This window comes from Halomonas campaniensis, from assembly GCF_014193375.1.
Classification (GTDB): Bacteria; Pseudomonadota; Gammaproteobacteria; order Pseudomonadales; family Halomonadaceae; genus Halomonas; species Halomonas campaniensis.
Genome location: NZ_JACHZF010000008.1, coordinates 108387 through 134634, shown reverse-complemented (window position 1 = coordinate 134634; position 26248 = coordinate 108387). Strand labels below are relative to the sequence as shown.

General features: G+C 70.3%; 25 protein-coding genes. 11 read left to right on the top strand and 14 right to left on the bottom strand.

Annotated features, from left to right (window positions below):
* Positions 1–22: 22 nt before the first annotated feature.
* The gene (gene gcvH, locus BDK63_RS07040; RefSeq protein WP_183330658.1) at positions 23–415 is read right to left on the bottom strand and encodes a glycine cleavage system protein GcvH; all 393 of its coding nucleotides are present in this window, start codon (positions 413–415) and stop codon (positions 23–25) included.
* Between the two features lie 519 nt (positions 416–934).
* On the opposite strand from gcvH, the gene BDK63_RS07035 reads away from it, so the two are divergent.
* Positions 935–2341 carry an amino acid carrier protein gene (locus BDK63_RS07035; RefSeq protein WP_183330657.1) on the top strand — a complete coding sequence of 469 codons (1407 nt, stop codon included), beginning with the start codon at positions 935–937 and terminating at the stop codon, positions 2339–2341.
* Positions 2342–2428: 87 nt separating this feature from the next.
* Positions 2429–3541 (top strand): glycine cleavage system aminomethyltransferase GcvT, encoded by a 1113-nt coding sequence (gene gcvT / locus BDK63_RS07030; protein ID WP_183330656.1) that lies wholly within the window; start codon positions 2429–2431, stop codon positions 3539–3541.
* 136 nt (positions 3542–3677) lie between these two features.
* On the opposite strand, the gene BDK63_RS07025 is transcribed toward gcvT, so the two are convergent.
* The 6 genes from BDK63_RS07025 to BDK63_RS07000 form a co-directional block, all read right to left on the bottom strand.
* A complete protein-coding gene (locus tag BDK63_RS07025; RefSeq protein WP_183330655.1) occupies positions 3678–4298 on the bottom strand; it encodes an alpha-ketoglutarate-dependent dioxygenase AlkB family protein in 621 nt (206 codons plus the stop codon).
* Positions 4299–4336: 38 nt separating this feature from the next.
* On the bottom strand, positions 4337–4879 hold the full coding sequence (locus BDK63_RS07020; protein ID WP_183330654.1) for a phosphatase PAP2 family protein: 543 nt from the start codon (positions 4877–4879) through the stop codon (positions 4337–4339).
* Positions 4851–6011 (bottom strand): glycosyltransferase family 4 protein, encoded by a 1161-nt coding sequence (locus BDK63_RS07015; RefSeq protein ID WP_183330653.1) that lies wholly within the window; start codon positions 6009–6011, stop codon positions 4851–4853. Before BDK63_RS07015 ends, BDK63_RS07020 begins: the two co-directional genes overlap by 29 nt.
* 116 nt (positions 6012–6127) lie before the next feature.
* A complete protein-coding gene (locus BDK63_RS07010) occupies positions 6128–7069 on the bottom strand; it encodes a LysM peptidoglycan-binding domain-containing protein (RefSeq protein WP_183330652.1) in 942 nt (313 codons plus the stop codon).
* On the bottom strand, positions 7015–7884 hold the full coding sequence (locus BDK63_RS07005; RefSeq protein ID WP_183330651.1) for an acyltransferase: 870 nt from the start codon (positions 7882–7884) through the stop codon (positions 7015–7017). The genes BDK63_RS07010 and BDK63_RS07005 overlap by 55 nt, the downstream gene beginning before the upstream one ends.
* Positions 7885–7976: 92 nt before the next feature.
* Entirely contained in the window at positions 7977–8876 is a 900-nt protein-coding gene (locus BDK63_RS07000; protein WP_183330695.1) for a LysR family transcriptional regulator, read from the bottom strand.
* A 165-nt stretch (positions 8877–9041) separates the two neighbouring features.
* On the opposite strand from BDK63_RS07000, the gene BDK63_RS06995 reads away from it, so the two are divergent.
* Complete coding sequence (locus BDK63_RS06995; protein ID WP_183330650.1) at positions 9042–9743, top strand: CoA transferase subunit A; 702 nt, start codon at positions 9042–9044, stop codon at positions 9741–9743.
* A 57-nt stretch (positions 9744–9800) separates the two neighbouring features.
* Positions 9801–10463, top strand: a complete 663-nt coding sequence (locus tag BDK63_RS06990; RefSeq protein WP_183330649.1) for a CoA transferase subunit B — start codon at positions 9801–9803, stop codon at positions 10461–10463.
* Between the two features lie 204 nt (positions 10464–10667).
* On the opposite strand, the gene BDK63_RS06985 is transcribed toward BDK63_RS06990, so the two are convergent.
* The 5 genes from BDK63_RS06985 to BDK63_RS06965 form a co-directional block, all read right to left on the bottom strand.
* The gene (locus BDK63_RS06985) at positions 10668–11435 is read right to left on the bottom strand and encodes a VOC family protein (RefSeq protein ID WP_183330648.1); all 768 of its coding nucleotides are present in this window, start codon (positions 11433–11435) and stop codon (positions 10668–10670) included.
* A gap of 61 nt (positions 11436–11496) precedes the next feature.
* On the bottom strand, positions 11497–12660 hold the full coding sequence (locus BDK63_RS06980; protein WP_183330647.1) for an acetate/propionate family kinase: 1164 nt from the start codon (positions 12658–12660) through the stop codon (positions 11497–11499).
* Complete coding sequence (locus BDK63_RS06975; protein ID WP_246385900.1) at positions 12657–13631, bottom strand: bifunctional enoyl-CoA hydratase/phosphate acetyltransferase; 975 nt, start codon at positions 13629–13631, stop codon at positions 12657–12659. The genes BDK63_RS06980 and BDK63_RS06975 overlap by 4 nt, the downstream gene beginning before the upstream one ends.
* 110 nt (positions 13632–13741) lie before the next feature.
* A complete protein-coding gene (locus BDK63_RS06970) occupies positions 13742–14017 on the bottom strand; it encodes a GrxA family glutaredoxin (protein ID WP_183330645.1) in 276 nt (91 codons plus the stop codon).
* Positions 14018–14269: 252 nt separating this feature from the next.
* Positions 14270–15103 (bottom strand): inositol monophosphatase family protein, encoded by an 834-nt coding sequence (locus tag BDK63_RS06965; RefSeq protein ID WP_183330644.1) that lies wholly within the window; start codon positions 15101–15103, stop codon positions 14270–14272.
* Between the two features lie 113 nt (positions 15104–15216).
* Between BDK63_RS06965 and hybE the strand changes: the two genes are divergently transcribed.
* Together hybE and BDK63_RS06955 are read left to right on the top strand one after the other, a co-directional pair.
* Complete coding sequence (gene hybE / locus BDK63_RS06960; protein ID WP_183330643.1) at positions 15217–15657, top strand: [NiFe]-hydrogenase assembly chaperone HybE; 441 nt, start codon at positions 15217–15219, stop codon at positions 15655–15657.
* A gap of 95 nt (positions 15658–15752) precedes the next feature.
* Positions 15753–16526 (top strand): 3-hydroxybutyrate dehydrogenase, encoded by a 774-nt coding sequence (locus BDK63_RS06955; RefSeq protein ID WP_183330642.1) that lies wholly within the window; start codon positions 15753–15755, stop codon positions 16524–16526.
* Positions 16527–16660: 134 nt separating this feature from the next.
* On the opposite strand, the gene BDK63_RS06950 is transcribed toward BDK63_RS06955, so the two are convergent.
* Positions 16661–17206, bottom strand: a complete 546-nt coding sequence (locus tag BDK63_RS06950; RefSeq protein ID WP_183330641.1) for a response regulator transcription factor — start codon at positions 17204–17206, stop codon at positions 16661–16663.
* Between the two features lie 37 nt (positions 17207–17243).
* Positions 17244–18518 (bottom strand): ATP-binding protein, encoded by a 1275-nt coding sequence (locus tag BDK63_RS06945; protein WP_183330640.1) that lies wholly within the window; start codon positions 18516–18518, stop codon positions 17244–17246.
* A 126-nt stretch (positions 18519–18644) separates the two neighbouring features.
* Between BDK63_RS06945 and BDK63_RS06940 the strand changes: the two genes are divergently transcribed.
* The 5 genes from BDK63_RS06940 to BDK63_RS06920 all read left to right on the top strand — a co-directional run bounded on the left by BDK63_RS06940 (position 18645) and on the right by BDK63_RS06920 (position 26088).
* Complete coding sequence (locus BDK63_RS06940; RefSeq protein ID WP_183330639.1) at positions 18645–19442, top strand: hypothetical protein; 798 nt, start codon at positions 18645–18647, stop codon at positions 19440–19442.
* The gene (locus tag BDK63_RS06935; RefSeq protein ID WP_183330638.1) at positions 19435–22362 is read left to right on the top strand and encodes a coiled-coil domain-containing protein; all 2928 of its coding nucleotides are present in this window, start codon (positions 19435–19437) and stop codon (positions 22360–22362) included. The genes BDK63_RS06940 and BDK63_RS06935 overlap by 8 nt, the downstream gene beginning before the upstream one ends.
* Positions 22355–23755, top strand: coding sequence for a hypothetical protein (locus tag BDK63_RS06930; RefSeq protein WP_183330637.1), 1401 nt, complete (start codon positions 22355–22357; stop codon positions 23753–23755). The genes BDK63_RS06935 and BDK63_RS06930 overlap by 8 nt, the downstream gene beginning before the upstream one ends.
* Positions 23752–24393 carry a condensin complex protein MksE gene (locus BDK63_RS06925; RefSeq protein WP_183330636.1) on the top strand — a complete coding sequence of 214 codons (642 nt, stop codon included), beginning with the start codon at positions 23752–23754 and terminating at the stop codon, positions 24391–24393. The genes BDK63_RS06930 and BDK63_RS06925 overlap by 4 nt, the downstream gene beginning before the upstream one ends.
* Before the next feature lie 105 nt (positions 24394–24498).
* Positions 24499–26088 carry a peptide chain release factor 3 gene (locus BDK63_RS06920; RefSeq protein ID WP_183330635.1) on the top strand — a complete coding sequence of 530 codons (1590 nt, stop codon included), beginning with the start codon at positions 24499–24501 and terminating at the stop codon, positions 26086–26088.
* Positions 26089–26248 lie beyond the last annotated feature (160 nt).

The following is a 26248-nucleotide window of genomic DNA, read 5'->3' as shown; positions in this document are numbered from 1 at the left end:
GAAGCGGTGGCGGGAGCCGGCCTCAGTCGTCGGACTGGGCCACGGCCTGGTAGCCGTCGGCATCCAGCAGGTCGTCGAGCTGCGCGGCGTCGGCGAGGCGCACCTTCATGATCCAGCCCCCCTCGTAGGGCGCCTCGTTGACGGTCTCGGGCGCGTCCTCGAGGGCCTCGTTGACGGCGATCACTTCGCCGGCCACCGGAGCATAGAGGTCGGAAGCGGCCTTGACCGACTCGATGACGCCGAACTCCTCCTTCGTGTCGAGGCTGCGGCCCACTTCGGGCAGCTCGACGAACACCACGTCGCCGAGGGCCTCCTGGGCGTGGTCGGTGATGCCGATGGTCACGGTGCCGTCACCGTTGTCCAGCACCCATTCATGACTTTCGGCGTAGCGCAGGTTGGCGGGGATTGAGCTCATCACGTTTTCCTATACGAAAAAGGTTTCTGGTGTCGCGAATGCTAACGCCATTGACGGCGTTTGGCGAGTCTCCGGGTGTCGGCGTCCCGTGCCCGGGGCGTCGCCGGCCCCCACAGGGTGGCCCGCCGCGGGGCCGACGTCCAGTCGCGGCGGGAGAGGGGCGCCCTCAGGCTGCCGTCGGCCGGGCAGTGCGCGGCGAGTCGACGCGTTGCGATGCGCTCACTACGCTTTCTGGAGGCCGGCCCGGGCGGGGCCGGCTTGCGCGCCGCTCCGGCAGCGGGCAGAAGCGTAAGCGATGGTGTCACCGAGGCGCCGTCGGTTTCCGATAGGAAACATGACTCTGCCCTGCTTGATTGGTATGGCGCACTCGAGGCTGGTGCTGAGACGGCATGATCCGCTATGTTACGCGGGTTCGTTCTGCTGATCCTTCGATCGGTGCCGGCTGTGGCGAGAGATTCGTCTGGTCCAGTCCGCCGCGAGACGGCAGTTCACAACAACAAGCGAATTAGGGAGATTCTCGTGGAAACCTTGAACAGTATATTCGGTGCCATCAACGGCGTGGTCTGGGGGCCGCTGATGCTCATCCTGCTGCTGGGGGTGGGCCTCTACCTGCAGATCGGCCTCAAGCTCATGCCGATCCGCAAGCTCGGCATGGGCTTCAGGCTGATGTGGCAGGGTCGCGACCCGAAGAAGACGCCCGACGGCAAGGCCAAGGGCGATGACGATGGCGAGATCTCGCCCTTCAACGCCCTGATGACGGCGCTCTCCGCCACCATCGGCACCGGCAACATCGCCGGCGTGGCCACGGCCATCGCCCTGGGCGGCCCGGGAGCGGTGTTCTGGATGTGGATCACGGCGCTGGTGGGCATGGCCACCAAGTTTGCCGAGGCGGTGCTGGCCGTGCGCTATCGCGAGACCGACAGCACCGGCTACCACGTCGGCGGCCCGATGTTCTACATCAAGAACGGCCTCGGCAAGAAGTGGCTGTGGCTGGGCGGCGCCTTCGCCTTCTTCGGTGCCGTGGCCGCCTTCGGCATCGGCAACACCGTGCAGTCCAACTCCGTGGCGGACGCCCTGGACTCCACCTTCGGCATCCCGCACTGGCTCACCGGCGTGGTGATCATGGTGCTGGCCGGTGCGGTGATCCTTGGCGGGATCAAGCGCATCGCCAAGGTGGCCGGCAAGCTGGTCCCGGTGATGGGCATCCTCTACGTGATCGCCGGCATCCTGGTGCTGATCGTCAATGCCGGCCAGATCGGCGAGGCCTTCAGCATGATCTTCTACTATGCCTTCAACCCCCATGCGGCCATGGGCGGTTTCGCCGGTGCTGCGGTGATGGCGGCCATCCGCTTCGGCGTGGCCCGCGGCATCTTCTCCAACGAGGCGGGCCTGGGCAGTGCGCCCATCGCCCACGCCGCGGCCAGGACCAAGAACCCCGTGCGCCAGGGCCTGATCGCCATGCTGGGGACCTTCATCGATACCATCGTCATCTGCACCATCACCGCTCTGGTGATCCTGACCTCCACGGTATGGGTCGAGGGCGAGGCCGGCGCCTCGCTGACGGCGCTCTCCTTCGATGCGGCGCTGCCCGGCTTCGGCAACCAGATCGTCTCGCTGGCCCTGGCGGTGTTTGCCTTCACCACCATCCTGGGATGGTCCTTCTATGGCGAGAAGTGCTTTCAGTTCCTGTTCGGCACCCGCTCGATCATGCTCTACCGGGTGCTGTTCGTGCTGGCCATCCCGCTGGGGGCCATCGCCCAGCTGGGGTTCATCTGGCTGATGGCCGACACCTTCAACGCCATGATGGCGATTCCCAACCTGATCGCCCTGGCGCTGCTGTCGCCGGTGGTCTTCAAGCTCACCCGCGACTACTTCGACGGCAAGGAGATCCTGCCGGGCGAGGAGCTTGACCACGACAAGCGCTGATCCACGGCCGACGAGCTCGAGAGGTGCCCCCCGGGGCACCTCTCGACCGTCGGGCCCCATCACCCGGCTACCCCAGAGGGAGACGAGATGAGCGAACTCAAGCGTACGCCCCTGTATGACCTGCACGTGGAACTGGGCGCCAGGATGGTGCCCTTTGCCGGCTACGAGATGCCGGTCCAGTACCCGCTCGGCGTGAAGAAGGAGCACGAGCATACCCGCGCCGCCTGCGGCCTGTTCGATGTCTCCCACATGGGGCAGCTGCTGCTGCGGGGGCCGTCCCCGGCCGAGGCGCTGGAGACCCTGGTGCCGGCGGATATCGTCGGCCTTCCCGAAGGCATGCAGCGCTATGCGCTGTTCACCGGCGAGGAGGGCGGCATCCTCGACGACCTGATGGTGGTCAACGCCGGCGACCACCTCTACCTGGTGGTCAACGCGGCTTGCCAGGAGCAGGACATCGCCCATCTGCGGCGGGGGTTGCCCGAGGGGCATGAGGTCGAGGTGCTCGACCGCGGCCTGCTGGCGCTGCAGGGGCCCCGGGCCAGTGACGTGATGGCCCGGCTCTGCCCGGCGGCCTGCGAGATGGTCTTCATGCAGCACGGCCGCTTCGAGATCGATGGCATTCCGGTGTGGATCAGCCGCAGCGGCTATACCGGCGAGGATGGCTTCGAGATCTCGGTGCCGGCCGGGCAGGGCGAGGCCCTGGCGCGCCGCCTGCTGGCCGAGCCCGAGGTCGAAGCGATCGGCCTGGGCGCGCGGGACTCCCTGCGCCTGGAGGCGGGACTCTGCCTCTATGGCCACGACATCGACACCGAGACCACCCCGGTGGAGGCCGGCCTGGTCTGGGCCATCGGCAAGCCGCGGCGGCGCGGCGGCGAGCGGGCCGCCGGCTTCCCGGGCGCCGACCTGATCCTGCACCAGGTGGAGGCGAAGGACCACCGGCGCAAGCGGGTCGGCCTGCTGGGCGAGGGGCGCGCCCCGGTGCGCGAGGGCGCCGAGCTGTTCGACGCCGAGGGCAAGCGCATCGGCGTGGTCACCTCCGGGGGCTTCGGCCCCAGCGTGGGCAGGCCGGTGGCCATGGGCTACCTGGCCACCGAGCACGCCGCGGTGGACGCCATCGTCTACGCCGAGGTGCGCGGCAAGCGCCTGCCGATGACGGTGAGCCGGATGCCCTTCGTGTCGCCGGGCTACTACCGGGGCTGAGCCGGCCCGGCCCGGCGACCACGGCAACGCACAGCGGCCACCCTCGGGTGGCCGCTGTGCGTTGTGGGGTGTGATTTTTATACCGTTATCACCCTTGCCGGAAAGTTAGCCCGCCACTGACCTGGAATCGAGGCGATCAGCCTACCACCCAGCGAAAGGTCAGGCTGATGCGCAGCCCGGGAATCTTGCGCGGCAGCAGCGCGTGCTGCAGGGCGCCCTGCGCGCCGGGGCCCATCACCAGCAGGCTGTCGTGGGGCAGCCAGACGTTGAAGGGTGACAAGGGCCCCGCGTCACCGGGACGGGCCACGCCCGGTTTCCCGCGGAAGCGCAGCGGGCGCTCGGCCCCCAGCGACACGGCGGCGATCAGCGGGTCGCACCCGAGCTCGGGCTCGTCGTCGCTGTGCCAGCCCATGCGCTCCTCGCCGTCGGCGTAGCGGTTGAGCAGCACGCTGTTGAAGCGGGCCGGGGTGCCGGAGGCCGCCAGGGCATCGGTCACCCGGTCGCGCAGGGCCGCCACGGCGGGGTGCCAGGGATCGGGATGGAAGTCCCGAGCGGAGTAGCGGTAGCGCGCCTCGGGGTCGCCCATCCAGACCTGGCGGCGGGGGATGGGGTGCTCCCGGCCATAGAGGCGCAGCGTCGGGCGTTGCCACGCCAGCTCGGCGTCGAGCCGGGCCAGCAGTTCGCTGGCCTGCGGCTCGCCCAGTAGGGGAGTCGTCAGCCACAGGGGCGGGTCGGACAGCAGGATGTCGGTCGGCATCACCCAAGGATGCCATGGCGGCGGCGATCCCACGAGGCTCAGCCGACCAGGGTCAGGCTCGCCAGGGCAAACAGCAGGCCGAGCACGGCACCGGCGGCCACGTCGCTCAGGTAGTGCAGGCCGAGGCCGACCCGCGAGACGGCGATGAGGAGCACCAGCGGCCCCAGCCAGGGCGCCAGCCAGGGCAGGTGGCTCGCGGTCAGCGCCAGGAACAGCACCGCGTGCATGGTATGCCCGCTGGGGAAGCTGTAGCGGTCCCGGGCCGGTTCGTGGGAGCGCACATTGCCGACGAAGGTGATAAAGGGACGCTCCCGGCACAGGCGGGTCTTGATCAGCCGGTAGACGGCGATAGCCACCAGGGCCGTCAGGGTGTACTGCAGCAGGGCTCGCCAGCCGCCGGCCTCATGCAGCAGCGGCTGGGCCAGGATCAGCGCGACCCAGGCCGGCCAGTCGCCGAGCCGGCTGGCCAGGCGCAGCAGGGTCAGCCAGGGGCGGTAGAGGTTGAGCCGGCCGATGCGCTGGCAGAGCCGCCACTCCACCAGGTCGAGCCGTTCAAGCAGGGCGTGGGCGCGAGGTTCCATGGCGTGTCTCCCGGGCGAGGTCGAGGGTGGCGACAAAGTCGTCGGTGATGGCCGGCCAGGTGTAGGCCAGGGCCCGCTGGCGTGCGGCACGCCCCAGCCGGGCGGTGCGTGCCGGCTGCTGGCAGAGGGTCACCGCCGCCTCGCGGAACGCCGTCGGGTCGTCGGCGGGCGCGGTGATGCCGTTGACATCGTCGTCGATCAGCTCGGCGCCGGCGGCGTGGCGGAAGGCCACCACGCCGAGCCCGCTGGCCATGGCCTCGAGCACGACGTTCCCCCAGGTCTCGGAGAGCGAGGGGAAGATGAAGAGGTCGGCGCTGGCGTAGTGGCGCACCAGCGCCTGCGGGTCGATGAAGCCGGTGAAGTTGGCCTCGGGCAGGGCCCGTTCCAGCAGGCGCCTTCCGGGCCCGTCGCCGACGATCACCTGGCGCAGGTCCGGCCGGGCGTCCTGCATTGCCAGGAAGGTGTCGCGCAGCAGGTCGAGGTTCTTCTCGGGGGCCAGGCGTCCCACGTGGAGGGCGACCGGGCGATGCTCGCCGGCGCCCCAGCGGCGGCGCAGCTCGGGGTCGCGATGGGCCGGGGAGAAGCGTTCGCCGTCGATGCCGCGCGCCATGAGGCGCAGGTTGTCGAAGCCCAGGGCCGCCAGGGCACGGGCCTGGTCGCGGGTCGGGACCAGGGTGGCCGCACAGCGGTTGTGGAAGGCGCGCAGGCGACGGATGACCAGCGGGGCCAGCCAGGGGAGGCCGTAGTCGCGGCAGTAGTGGTCGAAGTTGGTGTGCCAGCCGGCGACCGTCGGAATGGCCAGGCGCCTCGCCACCCGCTGGGCGGACCAGCCCAGTGGACCCTGGGTGGCCAGGTAGACCACGTCCGGGCGCTGTTCGCGCCACAGCCGCAGGATCGCGCGGCTGGCGGGCAGGCCCAGGCGGACCTCCCGGTAGCCGGGCACGGAGACCCCGCGCACCCGGAGCTCGGCTTCCATGCCGGCGCTGCGTGGCGGGGCGGGAGTCAGGGGGCGGGGGCGGATCAGCTGCAGCCGAAGGCCGCGCGAGCAGAGCTCACCGCTCAGCTGGCCCAGGGTGTGGGCGACCCCGTTGATGTCGGGCGTCCATGTCTCGCTCACCAGACAGATGCGCATGACGTTCCTCGTCCTGTCGCGGGCCCGAAAGGGGCCCCGTCAGGTATCGAGGATGTCAGGCCGGCATGACGCCTCGGCGACGTCTCCATGACCCGTCGATGACAGCGCGCCGGGGGTCAGCGGAGGACGCGGCGCGGGTCGATGGGCTTGCCGCCGTGGCGCAGGTCGAAGAGCAGGTCGTGGCGCTCGGTGGCGTTGCTGTAGCCCACCTCGCAGAGCGGGGTGCCGCGGCTGACCCGGTCGCCGTCGGCCACCAGCGTCCGCTCGCACAAGGCGTAGACGCTCTGCAGGTTGTCGGCATGGTGGACGATCACCACCTGGCCGAGCTGGCGCATGCTGTCGGCGAAGCGCACGTCGCCGTCGGCCACCGCCCGGGCCTGGGCGCCCCGGCTGGTGGCCAGCAGCATCGGCTGCAGGGTACCCCGCCCGTCGCTGCCGAAGCGGCGCACGATGCGGTAGTCCGCCAGCGGCCAGGGCCAGTTGCGGGCCGAGGCGGGCAGGTCGCCGGGGTCCGGCAGGCTGGCGCGAGCGGGCGAGCCCCCGCTGGTCCCGCCCGAACCGCTGCCCGTCGAGCCGCCCCGGGATGCGCCGCGGCTCGCCGTGGCGCCGCCCGAGAGGGGCACCTGGATGACCTGGCCGACCCGCAGGGCAGTGGGTTCGATGCCGGGATTGGCGGCCTGGATCCGCGAGGCCCGGGTGTCGAAGCGCCGGGCGATGCTGGAGTAAGTGTCGCCGGGCCGCACCTGGTAGCGGTAGGGTCCCCCGGAGGGGGCGCGCTCCTGCTGGGTGGGCATCAGCAGTCTCTGGCCCACCGCCAGGCGGCGGGCGTCGACCCCCGGGTTGAAGCGCTGCAGGCGCTCCAGCGGGACCTCGCCGCGCCGGGCGATCTCGCCGAGGGTGTCGCCGCGCTGCACGGTGACCCAGCCAGCGCTGGGGGAGGCAGCCGAGTCGCGGGTGGTGGCGCCGTCGGGGCGCGAGGCGCAGCCGGCAAGCAGCAGCGCGATCAGGAGGAGTGCGAGAGCGCGTCGTCCTTGTCCTGCCACAGGGCGTTGAGCCATGAGTGGAAGCATTCCTTGTAGTCCGGGTCGTCGTAGTCGCCGTCGAGCATCCAGGCGGGAATCTCGAGGCGCCTGGCCACCAGGGCCACGCGCCCCTCCCGGCCGCACAGGAAGCCCCAGAAGGTGGGGTCGGGATTGTCGTAGTGGAGCGTCACGTCGAGGATACCACCGAGCCGGTCGCCGAGCAGGTTCAGCACCTGGGCGATGCCGCCGGCCCGGGGGCGCAGCAGGTGGGTATAGGGAGACTCCTGGGCGGCGTGCTTGGCCGGGGTGAAGCGGGTGCCCTCGACGAAGTTGTAGATGGCGATCGGGCGCTCCCGGGCGTGACGGCACATGCGCTCGGTGGCCTCCCGGTCGCGGCGTGCCAGCTGGGGGTTGCGCTCGCGCTGCTCCCGGCTGAGGCGGCGCAGCATGGGGAACTCCATGGCCCAGAAGGCCAGGCCGACGATGGGCACCCAGATCAGCTGGCGCTTGACGAAGAAGTGCGGCATGGGGATGCGCCGATGCAGCGCCAGGAACAGCAGGAAGATGTCGGTCCAGCTGCGATGGTTGGAGAGCACCAGCCACCACTGGTCCCGAGACAGCCCCTCGGGCAGCTGCATCGCCAGGCGGGGCTTGAGCCAGCGGCGCATCCACCAGAGGTTGCTGCCGACCCAGTTGAGCGCCACCCGGTTGAGGCCCTGGAGCACCCGGCGGCGCAGGCGACGCCCGGGGGTGACCAGCTTGACCAGGGTCAGCAGGATCAGCGGGATGCCCCAGAAGGCGGTGGTCAGGATCAGCAGCAGGAGGCTGACGAGCCCCTTGAGGACCGGCATGCGTCTCTCCCTGTTGGATGGGCCGGGGGTGGCGCGGTCGGGTGGTTGCGGTAATGCTAAAGGATCGTCGCACGGCTGCCCAGCGCCGCGGCTCAGGCCGGGCGGCTCCCCTCGGGGGGCGCGATGGTCTCGACCAGCACCTGGCGCAGGGCCAGCGCCGCCGCCGACAGCTCGCCGTGGGTGATCATGCCTACCGCCCGCTCGATCACCGGCTCCTCCAGGGGCAGGCAGCGCGCCCCCAGCGCCTCCATCTGGCGGCGGCAGAGCGAGGGCACGGCGCTGACGCCCAGGCCGCTGGCCACCATGCGCCCCACGGTGGCCAGCTGGTGGCTCTCGAAGGCGCAGGGCAGGGTGATGCCGCGGCGGCGCAGCTGCTGCTCCAGCAGCCGCCTGACCATGGAGGGACGCTGCAGGGCGATGAAGTCGTGGGTCAGCAGGGTGGCCCAGTCGAGTCGCTCGTGGCCGGCCAGCAGGGAGTCGGCCGGTACCACGGCGACGAAGCGGTCGATGAACAGCGGCGTGAAGCCGAGGCTGCCGGTCGCCTCGGGCTCGAAGACGATGCCGAGTTCCACCTGGCGATTGCGGACCATGTCGATCACCTGCTCGTTGATCACGTCATGGACCGTGACGTTGACCCGCGGGTGGCGGCGCCGAAAGGCCATCAGCGCCGGGGGCAACAGGTTGCTGGCGAAGGAGGGCATGGCGGCCACCGCCAGCCGGCCGAGCTGCAGGGTGAAGCGCTGGCGCAGCAGCTCCTCGGTGTTGTCCCACTCGGCCAGCAGCCGCTTGGCCAGCGGCACCAGAGATTCCCCCTCGGGGGTGAGACGCACGCTGCGTGTGCTGCGGATCAGCAGCCGCCCCCCGAGGGTCTCCTCGAGGCCCTTGATCGCCAGGCTCAGCGCCGGCTGGGAGAGGTGCAGCCGCTCGCAGGCCTGGGTGAAGCTCAGGGTCTGGGCCACGGCGAGGAAGGCGCGGAGCTGCTTGACGGTCATCGACATGCTACCAAGGTCCAATTAATAGGCTGATCAAATCAATCGATAAGAAAAACAAACTTAACAAATATATGGCCAGGCACAACACTGGGCCTCATCGTGTCACCCGTGACCCGCTATCCTTTCACCCCGCAAGATCCATCGACAACAACACGAGGCGCCACTATGTCCGGATTCGACAAACGCGTGTACTCCTACGAAGAGGCTATGGCCGGCATCGAGAGCGGCATGACCGTGGCCGCCGGCGGCTTCGGCCTGTGCGGCATCCCGGAGAACCTGATCGCCGAGATCAAGCGCCTCGGCGTCAAGGACCTCACCGTGCTCTCCAACAACTGCGGCGTCGACGGCTTCGGCCTGGGCCTGCTGCTGGAGGACAAGCAGATCTCGCGCATCTATGCCTCCTACGTGGGCGAGAACGCCCTGTTCGAGCGCCAGATGCTGGATGGCGAGATCGACGTGATCCTGACGCCCCAGGGCACCCTGGCCGAGAAGATGCGCGCCGGCGGTGCCGGCATCCCCGCCTTCTATACCGCCACCGGCTACGGCACGCCGATCGGCGAGGGCAAGGAGGTGCGCCAGTTCAACGGCCGCCACTACATCCTCGAGGAGGCGTTCCACGCCGACTTCGCCATCGTCAAGGGCTGGAAGGCGGATCGCTACGGCAATGTCGTCTACCGCGACACTGCCCAGAACTTCAATCCCCTGGCCGCCACCTGCGGCAAGATCACCGTGGTCGAGGTCGAGGAGATCGTCGAGCCGGGCGAACTGGCACCGGACCAGATCCACACCCCCGGCATCTACGTCGACCGCATCATCCAGGGCACCTTCGAGAAGCGCATCGAGAAGCGCACCGTCCGCGAAGGCTGAAGGCGCGACGCTGCACGACACCCCAAGGCTTCTCATCCGAACACAAGAGGCAACAAGATGGCACTGACTCGCGAACAGATGGCGCAGCGCGTGGCGCGCGAACTCGAAGACGGCTTCTACGTCAACCTGGGCATCGGCATCCCGACCCTGGTGGCCAACTATGTCCCCGACGGCATCGACGTCATGCTGCAGTCCGAGAACGGGCTGCTGGGCATGGGTCGCTTTCCCACCGAGGAAGAGGTCGACCCGGACATGATCAATGCCGGCAAGCAGACCGTCACGGCCCGCCCGGGTGCGGCGATCTTCGACTCGGCGGAATCCTTCGCCATGATCCGCGGCGGCCACGTCGACCTCACGGTGCTGGGCGCCTTCGAGGTGGATCAGGAGGGCAACATCGCCTCCTGGATGGTCCCCGGCAAGCTGATCAAGGGCATGGGCGGCGCCATGGACCTGGTGGCCGGCGCCGAGAACATCATCTGCACCATGACCCACGCCTCCAAGCACGGCGAATCCAAGCTGCTCGAGAAGTGCACCCTGCCGCTGACCGGCGCCGGCTGCATCAACCGGGTGCTGACCGACCTGGCCTACCTGGAGATCAAGGACGGCGCCTTCCACCTCAAGGAGCGCGCCCCGGGTGTCTCGGTGGAGGAGATCGTCGAGAAGACGGCCGGCAAGCTCATCGTGCCGGACCATGTCCCGGAGATGACCTTCGACGCCTGACCCGCGACGCCTGATCAGGGCATGACCCCCGCGGCCCGGACCCTGTGTCCGGGCCGCGGCCGTCCGGGCTGTCGAAAAACTGACCGTTTCGCTTCGGGCGCCGCCGGGGCGCGGGGTCCGGCGGGATGGCGGTGGCTCTTGCACAGCGTTATCCACAGATTCTGTGGATGACTCTGCGGCACTGCAGCGACAGGGGGCGGCGGGTCAGGAGACCTCGCAGCGGGTGTGGTGGGGCAGCAGCAGCTCCACGGCACGCTCCTGGTTGGCCGAGACCTCCTTCTGCACCAGAGCCAGGCCGCCGAGTTCCACGCGATGCTCGTCACCCTGGGCGAAGGCGAGGCGCCGGGAGCAGGTGGGGTAGAAGCGGTAGTCGAGGAGCGGCGAGACCGGGAAGATCCCGTGGTGCCGATCGGAGCTGCCGCTGAGCCCGGCCTGGCGCAGCTGGTCGTCGAGCACCGCGATAGGCTGGCCCAGGCGCCCGCAGTCGAAGCCGGCGTGGTGCATGCGCGGCCCGTTGATCGACAGCAGGCCGGCCAGCGGATGCGCCTGGCAGAGGGCGAGGTAGGTCTCCCAGTCGGGCATGGGCCAGGGACGGCCGCGGCACAGCAGGTTCTGGCCGCGCTGGTCCTCCCGCGGGGCCTGGCAGACCAACGCCTCGAGCCGCTCCCTCGGGCACCGGGAGAGGGTGCCCAGCTGCAGCTCGCCGAGGACCAGCCAGGGGCCGTTGTCGGGGGGCGAGAGCAGGCTGACCAGCAGGCCGCGGTCGGCCATGGCGTGGCGGTGGCGCGGACGATAGCCCAGATGGGCGAGGGTCGGCAGCAGGGCATCCATGCCGAAGGGCCCGTGGTTCAGGGTGAGCAGCGCCAGGTACTCGACCGGGGCATCGACCGGCCACAGACGCAGCCCGCCGACCTCGGGGTGCTGGTGGACATAGTCCAGCCACAGCTGCTGGACGAACTCTTCCCTCTGCATCGATACGCTTCCCTTGTCATGATGCTGGCGGGAAGTATAGGCACAGCCCCCCGGGGGCCTTTCAACGAGGGAAAGACGCTTCCAGGCAGCGACGCGTGGCGGCGGCGATCTCGGCCTCCTCGTCGGTGGGCATCACGACCAGGGCGGGGCCGCTGCCGGCGTCGAAGCGTGGCGCATGCTCCCGGTTGGCGTCCTCGTCCAGCCTGGCCCCGAGCCATGCCAGGCGCCGCGCGGTGCGGGCGCGGATCTCGGCGGCGTGCTCGCCGATGCCGGCGGTGAAGACCAGCGCATCCAGGCCGCCGAGCAGGGCCACCAGGGCGCCGATCTCGCGCAGCAGCCGCTCGATGAACAGCGCCACCGCCTCCTCGGCATGGGGATGGTCGCTGGCCAGCAGGTCGCGCATGTCGGCGGAGAGCCCCGAGACGCCCAGCAGGCCGCTCTCCCGGTAGAGCAGCCGCTCGACCTCCTCGACGGCCATGCCGCGCTGCTGCTGGAGGTGGAGCACCACCCCGGGGTCCAGGCTGCCGCAGCGGCTGCCCATCATCATGCCGTCCAGGGCGGTGAAGCCCATCGACGTGGTCAGGCTGCGCCCGTCCTTCAGGGCGCACAGGCTGCAGCCCTGCCCCAGATGGGCGATCACCACCCGTCCGCGGGCCCGCTCGCCGAGCAGCTCGGGCAACCGCCGTGTCACGTGGGCATAGGAGAGCCCGTGGAAGCCGTAGCGCAGCACCCCCTCGTCGGCCAGGCGGCGGGGCAGGGCAAACAGCTGGTGCACCCGCGGCTGGGTGCGGTGGAAGGCGGTGTCGAAGCAGGCCACCTGGGGCATGGCCGGCAGGCGCTCGCGCAGCGCGCGGATGATGGCCAGGGCAGGGGGCTGGTGCAGCGGCGCGAGGGGCTCCAGGCCGGCCAGGTAGGCCAGGTGGTCGTCATCCAGCACGACCGGCGCGTCGAGCGCGGTGCCGCCATGAACCACCCGGTGGCCGATCCCGTCGAGGGTGGCCAGCCCGACCCGGCGGTCGAGCCAGGCCAGCAGCGCCTCGGCCACGGCCGCGTGGCCGCCCTCGCTGGCGGGGAAGACGTCATCGTCGAGGCTGCCCTGCAGCAGCCGGAGCCGAGGGGCCTCGTCGAGCCGTTCCACCAGGCCGCGCAGCGAGCAGCGGCCGTCGTCGTAGAGGCCGAACTTGAGCGTGGCCGAGCCGCCGTTGATCACCAGCAGGCGGCTCACGGGGCGTCGTCCGGGGCGGGGGTCACCCGGGCCAGGTGCAGGGCCAGGGCCGCCGAGGCGAGGCGTGTCTCCGCGTCGTCGGCCCGGCTGGTCAGCATGATGGGCACCCGGGCACCCACCACCAGCCCCGCGGCCTGGGCGCGGGCCAGGTGGATCAGCAGCTTGGCGATCATGTTGGCCGACTCCAGGTTGGGGGCGATCAGGATGTCGGCCTGCCCGGCCACCTCGGAGCCCAGCCCCTTCTGCCGGGCGGCCGCCAGGGAGACGGCATTGTCGATGGCCAGGGGCCCGTCCAGCACCCCGCCGCGGATCTGGCCGCGCTCGCTCATCTTGCACAGCGCGGCGGCCTCGATGGTGGAGGGCAGGGTGGAGCGCACCGTCTCCACCGCCGAGAGCAGCGCCACTCGGGGCTGCGAGATGCCCAGCGCCCGGGCAAGGTCGATGGCGTTCTGGATGATGTCGCGCTTGGCCGCCAGGTCGGGGGTGATATGCAGGGCGGCGTCGGAGATCAGCAGGGGCCGGGGGTAGCTGGGCACGTCCAGGGCATAGACATGGCTCATCAGCCGTTCGGTGCGCAGCCCGGTGCGGCGGTCCACCGCGGCGGACATCAGCTCGTCGGTATGCAGGGAGCCCTTCATCAGCGCCTCGACCTCGCCCTGGGCGGCCAGTTCGACCGCCCGCTCGGCGGAGGCGTGGCTATGGGGGGTGTCGATCAGCGTCAGGCCGTCCAGGGACTCCCCCAGGGCCTCGGCGGCGGCCTCGATGCGGTGGCGGGGGCCGACCAGCAGCGGGACGATGATGCCCTCCCGCCAGGCCGCCAGGGCACCGGCCAGGGAGGGCTCGTCACAGGGGTGGACCACCGCGGTGGTGAGTGCCTCGAGGGAACGGGTGCTGTCGATCAGGCGACGATGCTGCTCGCCGGTCTGGTGCCAGTGGGCCTCGGCGGCCTGTGACGTGGGGGGATGCGCCATGGGCGGCTCCGTGACGTGGGGGAAACCTCCCCAGCGTAGCATCCGCACCCGGTCGGGGGGCGCCCCACGGCGCATCATCGCGAACCGCCGCCCGGGGCGGCGTCAGGGGGTCAGCGGGCGGCGGCGGTGTCCAGCAGCGACCGGTCCCGCACGTACCGATCGAACTCGGTGAAGCCGCCGATCGGGGTCTCGTCGACGAAGATCTGCGGCACCGTATGGACGGGCCTGCCGATGGTCTTCTCGAGGTCGGCCTTGGTGATGCCCTCGGCCTGGATGTCGACGTAGCGGAAGCCTTCGATGGCGCCGGCGCTCTCGAGCTGCTGGGCGAGCTCGTTGGCGAAGACGCAGAAGGGGCAGCCGGGACGACCGAAGATGGTGACGTGCATGGACGGGCTCCTGGGCGCTGGTGGCGAACGGGGGGCGCCGCCGCGGGAGGCGGGCGCCGGTCCGGAATCGGGGGTGGATGGTGAAACGATGCGCATTGTGACCGATGGCGACGGTGAAGGCCAATAGCGGCCCTCGAGTCGCGCCATTGGCGGCGCCTATCGTCGGGGACGCCCAGTCGGGGACGCCCAGTCGGGGACGCCCAGTCGGGGACGCCTATCGTCGGGGACACCCGGTGGGGGGGATGCCTGGCGTCATGGCGATGCCCAGGAGCCATCCAGCTCGCCGGCGTCGGCACGACGCAGCAGCTCCCCGAGCTCGCGATGCAGGGCCGGGCTCGAGACCAGCAGGTTCTCGCCATGGAGGTCCTCCGGGATCCCCTCGGGGCATGGGTAGAGGTGCCCGGTGGTGGCTCCCGCCTCCCGGGCGATCAGCCAGCCCGCGGCGAAGTCCCAGGGGGAGACGCTCTCGTAGTAGGCATCCAGGCGACCGCAGGCCACGTCGCACAGGTCCAGGGCGGCGGAGCCGTTGCGTCGCACGTCCTGGCAGCGGTCGAGGACGCCTGCCAGGCGGCGCATCAGCGGCGGGCGGCTGTCCCGGCGATAGGGGAAGCCGGTGCCCACCAGGGCGTGGGACAGGTCGTGGCGGCGGCTGGCGCGGATTGGCGTGCCGTTGCAATGGGCACCCTGGCCGGCCACCGCGGTGAAGGTCTCGCCCAGGAAGGGGGCGTGCACCACCCCCACCCTGACCCGCCCCTCGATCGCCCAGGCGATGGAGACCGCCACGTGGCGCAGGCCGTGGGCGAAGTTGACGGTGCCGTCGACGGGGTCGACGACCCACAGCGGCTGGCCACTGGCGAGCTCGCTGCGATCCGGCGCGAGCTCCTCGCTGAGCCGCGACTCGTCGGGACAGGCCGAGCGGAGTCGCGCGGTGATGTGGGTGTCGACGGCCACGTCCACGTCGGTGACCAGCTCGTGGCCCGACTTGTAGCGCTGGCCGAAGGTCTGGTTCCGGCGGGCGTCGGCGATCATCTCGCCGGCCTCGCGGGCGATCTCGATGGCCAGTTCGAGGCGTTCGGCGTCGGTCATGGGGCTCCCTCAGTGGCATGGGCAGGCCCTCAGCTTAGCAGCGCGGCGGAGCGGGCGCTGCCCGGGCCGTGCCGCTCCGCTATACTGCCTGCCCCCACCCACGGGAGATGCCCATGCAGGCCCTGAGCCCCGAACAGTATGCCCGGCTGCGCGCGCTGGCCGAGGCGTGGACCTACCACCACCTGAAGGCGGCCAAGGCGCTGCCGCAGTTCAATCCCCGCCTGGTGGCCGATGCCCTCTGCTTCCAGCCCCTGCGGGACGCCGAGCACGGCGAGCTGCTGCTCGGCGCCCTGGTCACCCCGCTGTCGCTGTCGCTGGCGCTGGCGGGGCTGCCGGCGTCGGCGGGGCTGCCGGCCCCGGCCGCCGGGAGCCGTCTCCGGATCGCGCTGCCCTCCGGGCACTATGACCTGGAGGCCTTCCACGTCGACGCGGACCACTGGTGCTGGCGTTGCGTGCTGCTCGACGACCTCTCCGACCTCCCGGGCCGCGAGGCGGCCAGCCGCCTGGCCCAGCAGCTGATGGAGCGGGTGATGGCGCCGGACGAGGCGCGGTGAGGTAGCGCCCGGCGGGCCGGGCCCTTATGCTGGACGGGTTGCCATCCATCGCTACGTTCAGCCATCCCACTCTGCCATCCCACAAGGAGTCGTCCATGACAGCGTCTGCCACTTCCACTCCCCGCGTCGCCCTGGTCACCGGTACCAGCAGCGGCATCGGCGAGGCCGTGGTGCGTCACTTCCGCGAACAGGGCCACCAGGTACTGGCGGTGGACTTCAATCCCGCCGGCCAGGAGGTCGCCGAGCGCGCCGGGGCGGCCTTCTTCCAGGCCGACCTCACCGACGGCGAGGCCTGCAAGGCGGCGGTGGCCGACGCGATCAAGCGCTTCGGTCGGGTGGATATCCTGGTCAACAACGCCGGCATCCAGCACGTCTCGCCCATCGAGACGTTCCCCGAGGCCAAGTGGCGGCAGATCATCGACCTGATGCTGACCGCGCCCTTCCTGCTCAGCCAGGCCGTCTGGCCCTCCATGCGCGAGAACGGCTGGGGGCGGATCATCAATATCGCCTCGGTGCATGCCCAGGTGGCCTCGCCGGGCAAGTCGGCCTATATCAGCGCCAAGCACGGCATGATCGGCCTGACCAAGACCGCGGCCCTGGAGGGCGGCGATCAGGGCATCACCGCCAATGCCATCTGCCCCGCCTACGTGAAGACGCCGCTGGTGGACAACCAGATCGCCGACCAGGCCAGGATGCACGGCATGGAGGAGCAGGAGGTGATCGAGAAGATCATGCTCAAGAATGCCGCCGTCAAGCGCCTGATCGAACCCTCGGAGGTGGCCGAGCTGGTCGCCTACCTGGCCTCCGACGCCGCCGGCGCGGTCACCGGCGCGAGCTGGAACATCGACCTGGGGTGGACGGCGCAGTAACAGCGCCCAGCGACAAGCGCCTGGCGCCAAGCCGCCCAGTGACAGGCGGCAAGTGTCGAGGTCGACAGGAGTCCTCTCGATACCAGAGAGGCAGGAAACATCATCCTATGGCGCTCGGCGCTCGGCGCTCGGCGCTACCGCCTCACCGGCCGCTTCTGCAGCTTGCGCTGCAGGGTGCGCCGATGCATTCCCAGGGCGCGGGCGGTGGCCGAGATGTTGCCGTCGTGCTCCTGGAGCACCTTCTGGATATGCTCCCAGGCGATGCGGTTGATCGACGGCGGCTGCTCGGCCACCTCGGTCTCCGGGTCGCCTCCCTCCTTGCTGAAGGCCGCCAGCACCTCCTCGGCATCCGCCGGCTTGCACAGGTAGTTCACCGCGCCGAGCTTGATCGCCTCCACCGCCGTGGCGATGCTCGAATAGCCCGTCAGCACCACCACCCGGCACTCCGGCACGATCTCCAGCAGCTCCGGCAGCAGCTTGAGCCCGGACTCGTGCTCCAGCTTCAGGTCCAGGGTGGCGAGCTCGGGGCGATGCTGGTGGGCCAGGGCGAGGGCCTGCTCGGCATCGTGGGCGACCAGCACCCGATAGCCGCGGCGGGTCAGGGCGCGATCCAGCACATGGCAGAACATCTCGTCGTCGTCGACGATCAGCAGCCGTTCAGGGGTCTCTTGCTCTTGCATGGTGTCCTCGCGGGTTCGGGGCGGTGGCGGCGCCGGGTCAGCTGCCGGGATGGTGGCGGGGCAGCACCACCTCGGTGAGGGTCCCGCCCTCGGGGTGGTTGTAGAGGCTGACGCCACCGCCGAAGCGGTTGATGGTGGCATGGGTGAGGAACAGGCCGATGCCCATGCCCTTGCTCTTGGTGGAGACGAAGGTCTCGCCGAGCTGGTCGGCGATGGCCATCGCGACCCCGGGGCCATGGTCGCGGATGTCGATCACCACCTCGTCGTCGTTCCAGTCGAGGCTGATGAGGATGTCGTCGGGGTTGGCATCGGCGGCGTTGTTGAGCAGGTTGGTCAGCGCCTGGTCCAGGGTGGTATCCACCGACAGCCAGGGGCGGCCGCGCCGCTCGGCCACCTCCATGCGATGGCTGACGTCGGGGCGCAGCACCAGCCAGCGCTGCACCACGCCGGCCAGCCACAGCTCGGCGTCGCAGCTCTCCGGCTCTGCCATGCGCCGCCGGTCGGCGCTCTCGACCAGCTGGCGCAGGCGTGCCTTGCAGGTGTCGACCTGCTGGCGCAGCAGTTCCAGGTCCTTCTGCAGCAGCGGGTTGTCCCCGGCCTCGTCGCGCATCTCGGCGAGCAGCACCGCCATGGTCGAGAGCGGCGTCCCCAGCTCATGGGCGGTGCCCGCCGCCTGGGTGGCCACGGCGAGCACCTGCTCGTTGCGCAGCGCCGACTCGCGGGTGCGCGACAGCGCCTGCTCCCGGCTGCGCAGCGCATGGGCCATCTTGTAGATGAAGAAGGTCACCAGGCCGGCGGAGAGGGCGAAGTTCAGCCACATGCCCAGCACGTGCAGGTCGAGGGCCTGGGCCGCGCGGTGGCCGTGGGTCAGCTGCGGTACCGGCTGGTGGAAGCCCATCAGGAAGGTGTAGGCGAGCATGGCGGTGACGGCGATGATCCAGGCGAAGCGCCAGGGCAGGGTCGCCGCGGCGATGGTCACCGGCACCAGGTAGTAGGTGATGAAGGGGTTGCTCGAGCCGCCGGTGAAGTAGAAGAGCAGGGTCAGGCCCGCCACGTCGGCCAGCAGGTGGGCCAGGTACTCGCCATGGGTGACGGCCCAGTGGCGACCCAGCCGCCACCAGGTGGCCAGGTTGATCAGCGCCATGGCCAGCACCACCGAGATCACCGCGTTCACCTCCAGCTGGAAGCCGAGCAGCTCCACGCCGACGATGATGGCGGCCAGGAAGCCGGTCCAGGTGATCCCGCGCACGATGGTCAGCCGCACCAGGTTGCGGTTCGGCGTGGAGAGCGGCAGGGGCTGGGTGATGGGCATGGCGACTCCGTCGGGATCTCTGCCCCGATGATAACCGATCCGGCGCCTGCAGGCGCCGGCCTCCCCGGTCACGCACGGGCGGGGCTCTGGTAGGCTAGGGCGGTGTGCCGGCCGGGAGGGAGCCCCATGAGCCTCGAGCGCTATCTCGCCGCGATCCGCCGCGACGAGCCGATCAACTATGCGGCCTTCGTGCGCCGCCTGCCGGCGCCCTGGCAGGCCCGGCACCGGGAGCTGTTCGCCACCGAGCGGGTCGCCACCGACCGCTGGCGGGTGACCTGCCGGGAGCCCGCGCAGCTGGAGGCGCTCGAGGCCCGCGTGCGTCGCCCGCGGGATCGCCTGGAGGCGACGCGGCAGGGGGACTCCCATCGCGTCGCGGGTGACACCGCCTACCTGCTGGTGCACCATCTCGGCCTCCCGGACGCGCGGCCCGGGGTGGTGGTGCTGCAGGGCCGGTGCGTCCTGCAGGGCTTCACGCCACGGCGCAGCGCGCTGATCGTCGAGAACGAGCAGAACTTTGCCCGCCCCCGGGCCATGCGCCGGCTGGCCTCCCGGTGGTCGGGCCTGGCGCTGGGGCCGGAGGACGCCGACGTGATCCTGGGCGGCGGCAGCCGCATCAACCGCCGGCCGGTCGTCGACTGGCTCTCCGGCTACGAGCGGGTGCTCTGCGCCTTCGACTACGATCTCGGCGGGCTGCGGATGTTCGCCTCGCTGCGCGACGCCCTGGGCGAACGCGCGAGCCTGCTGCAGCCGCCGGCATGGCCGGCGTGGCATGACCGCTTCCGGCGACACCCCGGCGATACCGGGCGGGCCCTGGCGGCGGTGGCGCTGGCCGAGCAACTGGGGCTTCACGGCCTGGCCCGGGCCTTCCGGGAGACGGGGCACTTCATGGAACAGGAGATTCTGCTGGAGCCGATGGATGACTGACGCCTTTCGATTCGAGATCCGCCGCCTGGTGCTGGTCGACTCCGCCGGCTTCGGCTACGTGGAGATCCCGGTGGATCGCCATGCGCTGCTGCTGGGGCCCGGCAACCTGGGCAAGTCCAGCCTGCTCAACGCGCTGCGCCTCTTCCTGCTGCCGGAGAACAACTTCCGCAAGAGCCGGCTCAAGTTCGCCTTCCGCAATGCCCGGGCGGGGGGCTTCTACGCCAACGAGGAGAGCTTCCAGCACTACTTCCCCAGTCGCTTCAGCTTCCTGGTGATGGAGGTGAGCAACCCCCACGGGGTGCACTGCCAGGTGCTCTATCGCGGCCGCGGGGACCTGGAGTACGACCGGCTCTTCGTGCCGCTGCCCTACGAGGCCCTGCGCGGGCTGTTCTGGCGGGTCGACGACGACCCGGACGGCATCGGCGGGCGCGTGCCGGAGCTCTCCGCCGAGCGGGTGATCGATGCCGCCCGGCGGGCCTCCCGGGACAGCCTGGTGACCAGCGACACGGCGCGGCTCAGGCGGCTGCTCTACGCCAGCGACCTGATGTCGCCCGACGCCTCGCGCTACAGCGTCTTCCCGCTGGCCGATGCCGATGCCCGCAAGGTGGAGTCGCTGCGTACCCTCATCCTGCTGCTGTTCGAGATGAGCACCGACGATCGCGCCATGGCGGCGGCGGTGGCCAGCATCGTCGAGGCGGACAAGAAGTTCGCCAGCGACGAGCTCGACTTCGACATCGACCAGTTCCTGCGCCGCCACGAGGAGCTGAAGGCCCGCGACCTCGAGCTGAAACGCGTCGAACGTGAGCAGCCGCGCTTCGACCGCCTGACCCGGGCCTATGCGGCCTACCGCCATGGCGGAGAGGTGCGGGGCGAATTCGCCGCCTTCCGCGAGGGCCTCGAGGAGTGCCTGGCCAGCCTGGTGCGCGAGCGGGTCGACGCCGCCGAGGCGGTGGAGCGGGAGGACGGCGCGCTGAAACGCGTCCGCCAGCGCGTCAAGGAACTCGAGCAGGCCAGCGGCGAGGCCCGGGGCGCCCTCAAGGCGGCCCGGCGGCAGCGCGAACAGGCCGAGGAGGATCGGCGTCGCGGCGAGCTGCTGGTGTCGCGCTACCCGGGCTGCTCCCAGGCGGAGATCCGCGCCATGCTCGAGGAGGCGATCGAGGGGCAGGCGCAGCAGCTGGCGGCGCTGCAGGACGCCGCCCAGGCCGAGGGGCAGCGGGCCCGCCTCGCCGCCCAGCTCCAGGACGTCGATGTCCGGCTCGAGACCCTGGCGCGGCGCATCGCCGGGGAGCAGTGGCAGCTGGCCCGCCAGCTGCCGGAGGCGGTGGTGGCCCCGCTGATGGCCGTCGATCCGCGGCTGGTCCAGGCCAGCCCCGGGGAGGCGCTGGACGAGGCCACGCGGGCGACGATCGTCGCCTTCGCCAGGCTGTTCGAGGGCGAATCGAAGGCGTTTCGCTGGTTCGATACCCGCTTTTCCGCCCGCCACTCGAGCCCCGAGGACCTGCTGGAGAGTCGCCGTCACCTGCAGGAGGAGCGCCGCCGCTGTGAACGCCAGCTGGCCGAGCTGGCCGATGACGATGCCGGGATCGACCGGCCGCGGCGCATCGAGGAGGCCCGGCGCGAGCTCGAGGCCGCCCGCGAGGAGGCCCGGGCCCTCAAGCGTTTCGCCGGGGCGGAGACGCGGCTCGAGGATGCCGACCGGGAGATCGCCGAGCAGGAGGGCCTGCTGGAGGGGCACCGCGAGGCGCTGGCCGAGACCGGTCGCGATGCCGATGCGCTGCAGGGCTCGCTGGCGCGGGCCCGCGACGCCCTGGCCAGGATCGATGAACGCCAGGCCGAGCTGCAGCGGCTGCGCGCGTCGGTCAGCGCCCTGCAGGCGCGCAGTCCCCAGCTGGCCGGCATCGAGGCGGCCGAGGCCCTCGCCGCCGAGTCGCTGACCGAGGCGCGCTGGCAGACCATCGAGGCGGCGCTCCACGAGCTGGACCTGCAGCGCCTCAAGGTGCTCGACCTGCTCAAGGACTTCGTGCGCGCCGGGGTGCTGCCCGACGACGAGGGCCAGCTGCAGCACGAGAGTCCCGGTGCCGCGGTGATCCGCGGCGCCTGCGAGCAGCTCGGGCTGCTCTACCGGGAGCTGCCCCGCCATCGCGAACTGCTCCAGGAGCAGGTCGCCAGCCACAACGAGACGGTGGCCAGCTACCGCCAGGCGCTGCGCGCCAACGCCGAGCATATCCAGCGCTTCGAGCGGCGGCTCAACGACGAACTCGAGGGCGTCACCATCAATGACCTGGCCGAGATCCGGGTGGAGATCCACTGCCACCCCAAGTTCCGCAACCTGGTCGAGGAGTCCGAGGCGATCGATCCCTATTCGGGGCAGCTGCTTTCCGACGCCTTCTACGAGCGGCTGCAGGGCTTCGTGGCCGAGTTCTTCGGCGAGACGCCGGGGCAGGGCGGCCACCGGCTGACCATGGACCGGGTGATCACCGGCATCAGCTACCGCACCCGCAAGCAGAGCGAGACCCGCCTCGATGCCAAGGGGCAGTCCACCTCGACCACCGCGCTGATCAACCTGGAGCTTGTCCAGCGCCTGCTGCGGCGCATCCTCTATCCCGGCGTGGGCCTGGCCTTCCCGATGGTGCTGGACGAGCTGGCCAGCGTGGATGTCAGCCAGGTGCCGTCGCTGCTCGAGCGCCTCGGCCGGCAGGGGTTCAACCTGTTCGCCGCGGCCACCCACAGCGCCAGCCCCGAGCTGATCTACCAGGTCGGCCGCCACCTGGAGGTGGGCCAGATGCGCACCGCCCGGCCCTATTCGCCGCGCCGGAGCCTGGTCTACTGGGGCGGGCCGGAGGGCTTCGCCGGGGAGGGGGAGGTGACCGCCTGGCTGGGGCAGGAGCAGGCCTCGCTGCTCGAGGTGGACGATGAGTAAGCGGTTCAATACCCTCGAGACCACCCGGATCCTGCTGGAGCATGCCGGCATCCTGCTGGGGCTGGTCCAGCGCATGGACTGCGAGGGGGTGCGCCACGTGCGCGAGCTGGACCTGCAGCAGGCGGTGATGGACCACGGCCGCCACCTCAGCGCCCAGGAGCGGCGTCGCCTGCAGCGCGCCTTCAGCAGCGACAATCTCTTCCATGCCAACCTGGTCAGCGACATCGACAAGGTCGAGGGGGAGAAGCGGCTGGTCTTCGACGAGTCGCTGCTGGAGCTGCTGCGCCTCTGCGACCTGTCGCTCTACCGCGAGCTCACCGATGCCCGGCTGCGCACTCGCCTGGTCTCCCTGCGCGACCTGCACGGGCGCCTCGAGGGGGCGAGCTTCAGCGAGGCCGACCCGGACTTCACGGAGCTCGCCGACGAGCTCAATGCCCAGCTCAGCCAGCTGATCGGCCTGCTGCGCCAGAACGTGGTGCGCATGCAGGGGGTCAGCAGCGACCTTGCCGACATCTCCGGCGAGGCGAGCCGGGCGCCGGAGCGCTTCGCCGCCTATCGTCGCTCGATGCTCGAGCGCATCGCGCACCTCTACGAGCGCCATATCAAGCCGACCCTGGCGTTCCTCAACCCGGATACCCGTCTGGCCGACGGGGCCAACCTCTTCGCCACCCTGGAGGGGCTCACCCGACTCTTCGAGCGCCACGGCAAGCAGTCCCGGGCCGACCAGGTGTTCCGCGTGGCGCTGAGCCTCAACGCCATGCACAAGCCGATCCAGGTCGTGGCCCGGGAGGTCGACAACTTCCTGCGCAAGACCCGCCGCGGCATGCTCCAGTACAACGCCATGGAGCACCACTTCGCGCGGCTGCAGGCGCTCCACGAGCGCACCCGCGGCCGCGACCTGCGGGTCACCCGGCTCAGCGGCCGGGACTTCGTGCGCGGCAACGCCTTCGTCCCCGGGCTCAAGGGCTTCCTGCGGCCGCGCGCCTATGCCTTCGGAGGGTCCGCCAGCTACCATCGGCTGCTCTTCTCGGAGATCGAGCTGCGCCTGGCCGACCTGCGCCGCCGCGCCGAGGCGCCGGCGCTGCCCGACCTGACGGCCTCGCTGGGGGAGGCCCGCACCGACGCCCGGCGTATCGAGACGCTGTTCCGCTGGATCGACGGCCTGGAGCTGCGGCCCACCGAGGATCTGGTGCGCGAGCTCCATGGTCGCCTGGATGCCTTCATCGACGGCTATCGCTTCCCGGACCTGCTGGCGGTGCTCAACCGCCTGGCCCACGCCGGCCCCGAGGGACTGGCCATCCGCACCACCAACCGCTTTCGCCTGCTCGAGGGCGAGGACGGCGACGTCTACGTCTACCGCCGTCGCCGGCTGGAAGAGGAGCCTTCCCCATGACCGATGCCATCGCTCGCACCGCCGACAGCTTCGACGAGGTGCTGCCGGCCCACAGCGCGGCCATCTACCGCGAGTTCTCCCAGGGGCGGGTGCTGCTGCGCCAGGTGTGGGACCTGAACCGCGCCGAGCTGGTCGACAATCCGCTCTACAACGTGGTCTACAACCACCTGGGGCACTTCCGGCGGCTCTACGAGCACCTGGGCTATGAACTCGCCTTCCACGAGTCGGGCGGCTTCTTCTACCTGCGCGAGCAGGTCGACGAGGAGGATGACGAGCACGACGAGCACGCCCTCCGGGTGCAGGTGATCCTGCTGCTGATCGGCCGCTACTTCGCCCGCAGCGGCCGCGACCTGGAGTTCCTCGGTCGTCCCGATGCCGGGCTGCGCGAGGCCGACCTCGAGGCCATGGGCGCCGAGGAGGAGTACCTGGATATCCTGCGCACGGCGCGTATCGACAAGGGCTGGCCCGAGGCCATGGAGTACCTGGCCCGGCGCCACTTCCTGTTCCGCAGTGGCGCCGAGCGCTACTTCCTGAGCTCCGCCGGGATGGCCTTCCTGCACCAGCTGGTGCGCGAATACCAGGCCAGCGAACAGGGCTGGCGCGAGGCGGCGCAAGGTGAGGACGACGAGGCGGGCTGAGCGGGCGCCGGCGCCGCCCTACATTTCATTGGCTCGAGGGCGTAGAATGCCGGCCATGCCAATCCACGCACCGGCCCCCGGTGCCTCGAGACGAATTCGAAATCGATGTCAGATGCCACTCTGGCCCGGGAAGTCGGGCTGCGCAGGACCTTCGCGATCATCTCTCACCCCGACGCGGGCAAGACCACCATCACCGAGAAGATGCTGCTGTTCGGGAACGCCATCCAGATGGCCGGTTCCGTGAAGAGCAAGCGCGCCGACCGCCACGCCACCTCCGACTGGATGAAGATGGAGCAGGAGCGGGGCATCTCGGTGACCACCTCGGTGATGCAGTTCCCCTACGGCGGACGCATCGTCAACCTGCTCGACACCCCGGGCCACGAGGACTTCTCCGAGGACACCTACCGCACCCTCACCGCGGTGGACTCGGCGCTGATGGTGATCGACGGCGCCAAGGGCGTCGAGGCGCGTACCATCAAGCTGATGGAGGTGTGTCGCCTGCGTACCACGCCGATCCTCACCTTCGTCAACAAGATGGACCGCGACATCCGCGATCCCATCGAGGTGATGGACGAGGTGGAGACGGTGCTTAACATCCAGTGCGCGCCGATGACCTGGCCGATCGGCATGGGCCGCCACTTCAGGGGCGTCTACCACCTCTACAACGATGTGATCCACCTCTATACCCAGGGGCAGGGCAGCCGTATCCCCGATGACAGGCGCATCGAGGGGCTCGACAACCCGGAGGTGGACGAGGTGCTGGGCGAGGAGCAGGCCGAGGAGCTGCGCATGGAGGTGGAGCTGGTGCGCGGGGCCTCCCACGCCTTCGACCATGACGCCTACCTGCGCGGCGAGCTCACCCCGGTCTACTTCGGTACCGCCATGGGCAACTTCGGCGTGCGCGAGATGATGGACGGCTTCGTCGAGTATGCGCCGCCCCCCCAGCCTCGCGAGACCGACACTCGCACCGTGGAGGCCGAGGATTCACGCTTCACCGGCTTCGTGTTCAAGATCCAGGCCAACATGGATCCCAACCACCGCGACCGCATCGCCTTCCTGCGGGTCTGCTCGGGCAAGTACGACAAGAACATGAAGATGCGCCATGTGCGCATCGGGAAAGATGTAAAGATCGCGGATGCGTTGACCTTCATGGCCTCGGACCGCTCCCAGGTGGAGGAGGCCTGGCCCGGCGACATCATCGGCCTGCACAACCACGGCACCATCCAGATCGGCGACACCTTCACCCAGGGCGAGGAGATGCGCTTCACCGGCATCCCGCACTTCGCCCCGGAGCTGTTCAAGCGCGTGCGCTTGAAGGACCCGCTCAAGATGAAGGCGCTGCAGAAGGGCCTGCAGCAGCTCTCCGAGGAGGGCGCCACCCAGGTGTTCATGCCGCTGGACAACAACGACCTGATCCTCGGTGCCGTGGGTACCCTGCAGTTCGACGTGGTCGCTCACCGCCTCAAGGAGGAGTACAAGGTGGAGGCGGTCTACGAGGGGGTCAACGTCAACACCGCCCGCTGGATCTACTGCGACGACGCCAAGAAGCTCGAGGAGTTCAAGCGCAAGGCCAGCGCCAACCTGGCCATCGACGGCGGCGGCTACCTGACCTATATCGCCCCCACCCGGGTCAACCTGCAGATGACCCAGGAGCGCTGGCCGGAGATCCGCTTCCAGCCCACCCGGGAGCATTGAGCGCCGAGCGCCGAGCAGGATAGTGCCAAGCCGAGCGGCGCCGGGGATAGCCCGAAGCGGAGGTCCTATGCCAGGGATGGCATCGGTAGCGCCCAGGGATGGGTTTACAGCGCCTCCGCGAAGGGCTGTCGCCGGGAAAGCCGCGATTCAGACTCCCCTG

Coding starts and splice junctions, on each gene's coding strand:
- BDK63_RS06945 (WP_183330640.1), bottom strand. CDS start 18,518: ATGCCCATCACCCAGCCCCTGCCGCTCTCCACGCCGAACCGCAACCTG.
- hybE (WP_183330643.1), top strand. CDS start 15,217: ATGCAGGCCCTGAGCCCCGAACAGTATGCCCGGCTGCGCGCGCTGGCC.
- gcvH (WP_183330658.1), bottom strand. CDS start 415: ATGAGCTCAATCCCCGCCAACCTGCGCTACGCCGAAAGTCATGAATGG.
- BDK63_RS07025 (WP_183330655.1), bottom strand. CDS start 4,298: ATGCCGACCGACATCCTGCTGTCCGACCCGCCCCTGTGGCTGACGACT.
- BDK63_RS06990 (WP_183330649.1), top strand. CDS start 9,801: ATGGCACTGACTCGCGAACAGATGGCGCAGCGCGTGGCGCGCGAACTC.
- BDK63_RS07005 (WP_183330651.1), bottom strand. CDS start 7,884: ATGCCGGTCCTCAAGGGGCTCGTCAGCCTCCTGCTGCTGATCCTGACC.
- BDK63_RS06970 (WP_183330645.1), bottom strand. CDS start 14,017: ATGCACGTCACCATCTTCGGTCGTCCCGGCTGCCCCTTCTGCGTCTTC.
- BDK63_RS07020 (WP_183330654.1), bottom strand. CDS start 4,879: ATGGAACCTCGCGCCCACGCCCTGCTTGAACGGCTCGACCTGGTGGAG.
- BDK63_RS06930 (WP_183330637.1), top strand. CDS start 22,355: ATGAGTAAGCGGTTCAATACCCTCGAGACCACCCGGATCCTGCTGGAG.
- BDK63_RS06965 (WP_183330644.1), bottom strand. CDS start 15,103: ATGACCGACGCCGAACGCCTCGAACTGGCCATCGAGATCGCCCGCGAG.
- BDK63_RS07000 (WP_183330695.1), bottom strand. CDS start 8,876: ATGACCGTCAAGCAGCTCCGCGCCTTCCTCGCCGTGGCCCAGACCCTG.
- BDK63_RS06955 (WP_183330642.1), top strand. CDS start 15,753: ATGACAGCGTCTGCCACTTCCACTCCCCGCGTCGCCCTGGTCACCGGT.
- BDK63_RS06920 (WP_183330635.1), top strand. CDS start 24,499: ATGTCAGATGCCACTCTGGCCCGGGAAGTCGGGCTGCGCAGGACCTTC.
- BDK63_RS06985 (WP_183330648.1), bottom strand. CDS start 11,435: ATGCAGAGGGAAGAGTTCGTCCAGCAGCTGTGGCTGGACTATGTCCAC.
- BDK63_RS06940 (WP_183330639.1), top strand. CDS start 18,645: ATGAGCCTCGAGCGCTATCTCGCCGCGATCCGCCGCGACGAGCCGATC.
- gcvT (WP_183330656.1), top strand. CDS start 2,429: ATGAGCGAACTCAAGCGTACGCCCCTGTATGACCTGCACGTGGAACTG.
- BDK63_RS06935 (WP_183330638.1), top strand. CDS start 19,435: ATGACTGACGCCTTTCGATTCGAGATCCGCCGCCTGGTGCTGGTCGAC.
- BDK63_RS06995 (WP_183330650.1), top strand. CDS start 9,042: ATGTCCGGATTCGACAAACGCGTGTACTCCTACGAAGAGGCTATGGCC.
- BDK63_RS06925 (WP_183330636.1), top strand. CDS start 23,752: ATGACCGATGCCATCGCTCGCACCGCCGACAGCTTCGACGAGGTGCTG.
- BDK63_RS06950 (WP_183330641.1), bottom strand. CDS start 17,206: ATGCAAGAGCAAGAGACCCCTGAACGGCTGCTGATCGTCGACGACGAC.
- BDK63_RS07015 (WP_183330653.1), bottom strand. CDS start 6,011: ATGCGCATCTGTCTGGTGAGCGAGACATGGACGCCCGACATCAACGGG.
- BDK63_RS06975 (WP_246385900.1), bottom strand. CDS start 13,631: ATGGCGCATCCCCCCACGTCACAGGCCGCCGAGGCCCACTGGCACCAG.
- BDK63_RS07010 (WP_183330652.1), bottom strand. CDS start 7,069: ATGGCTCAACGCCCTGTGGCAGGACAAGGACGACGCGCTCTCGCACTC.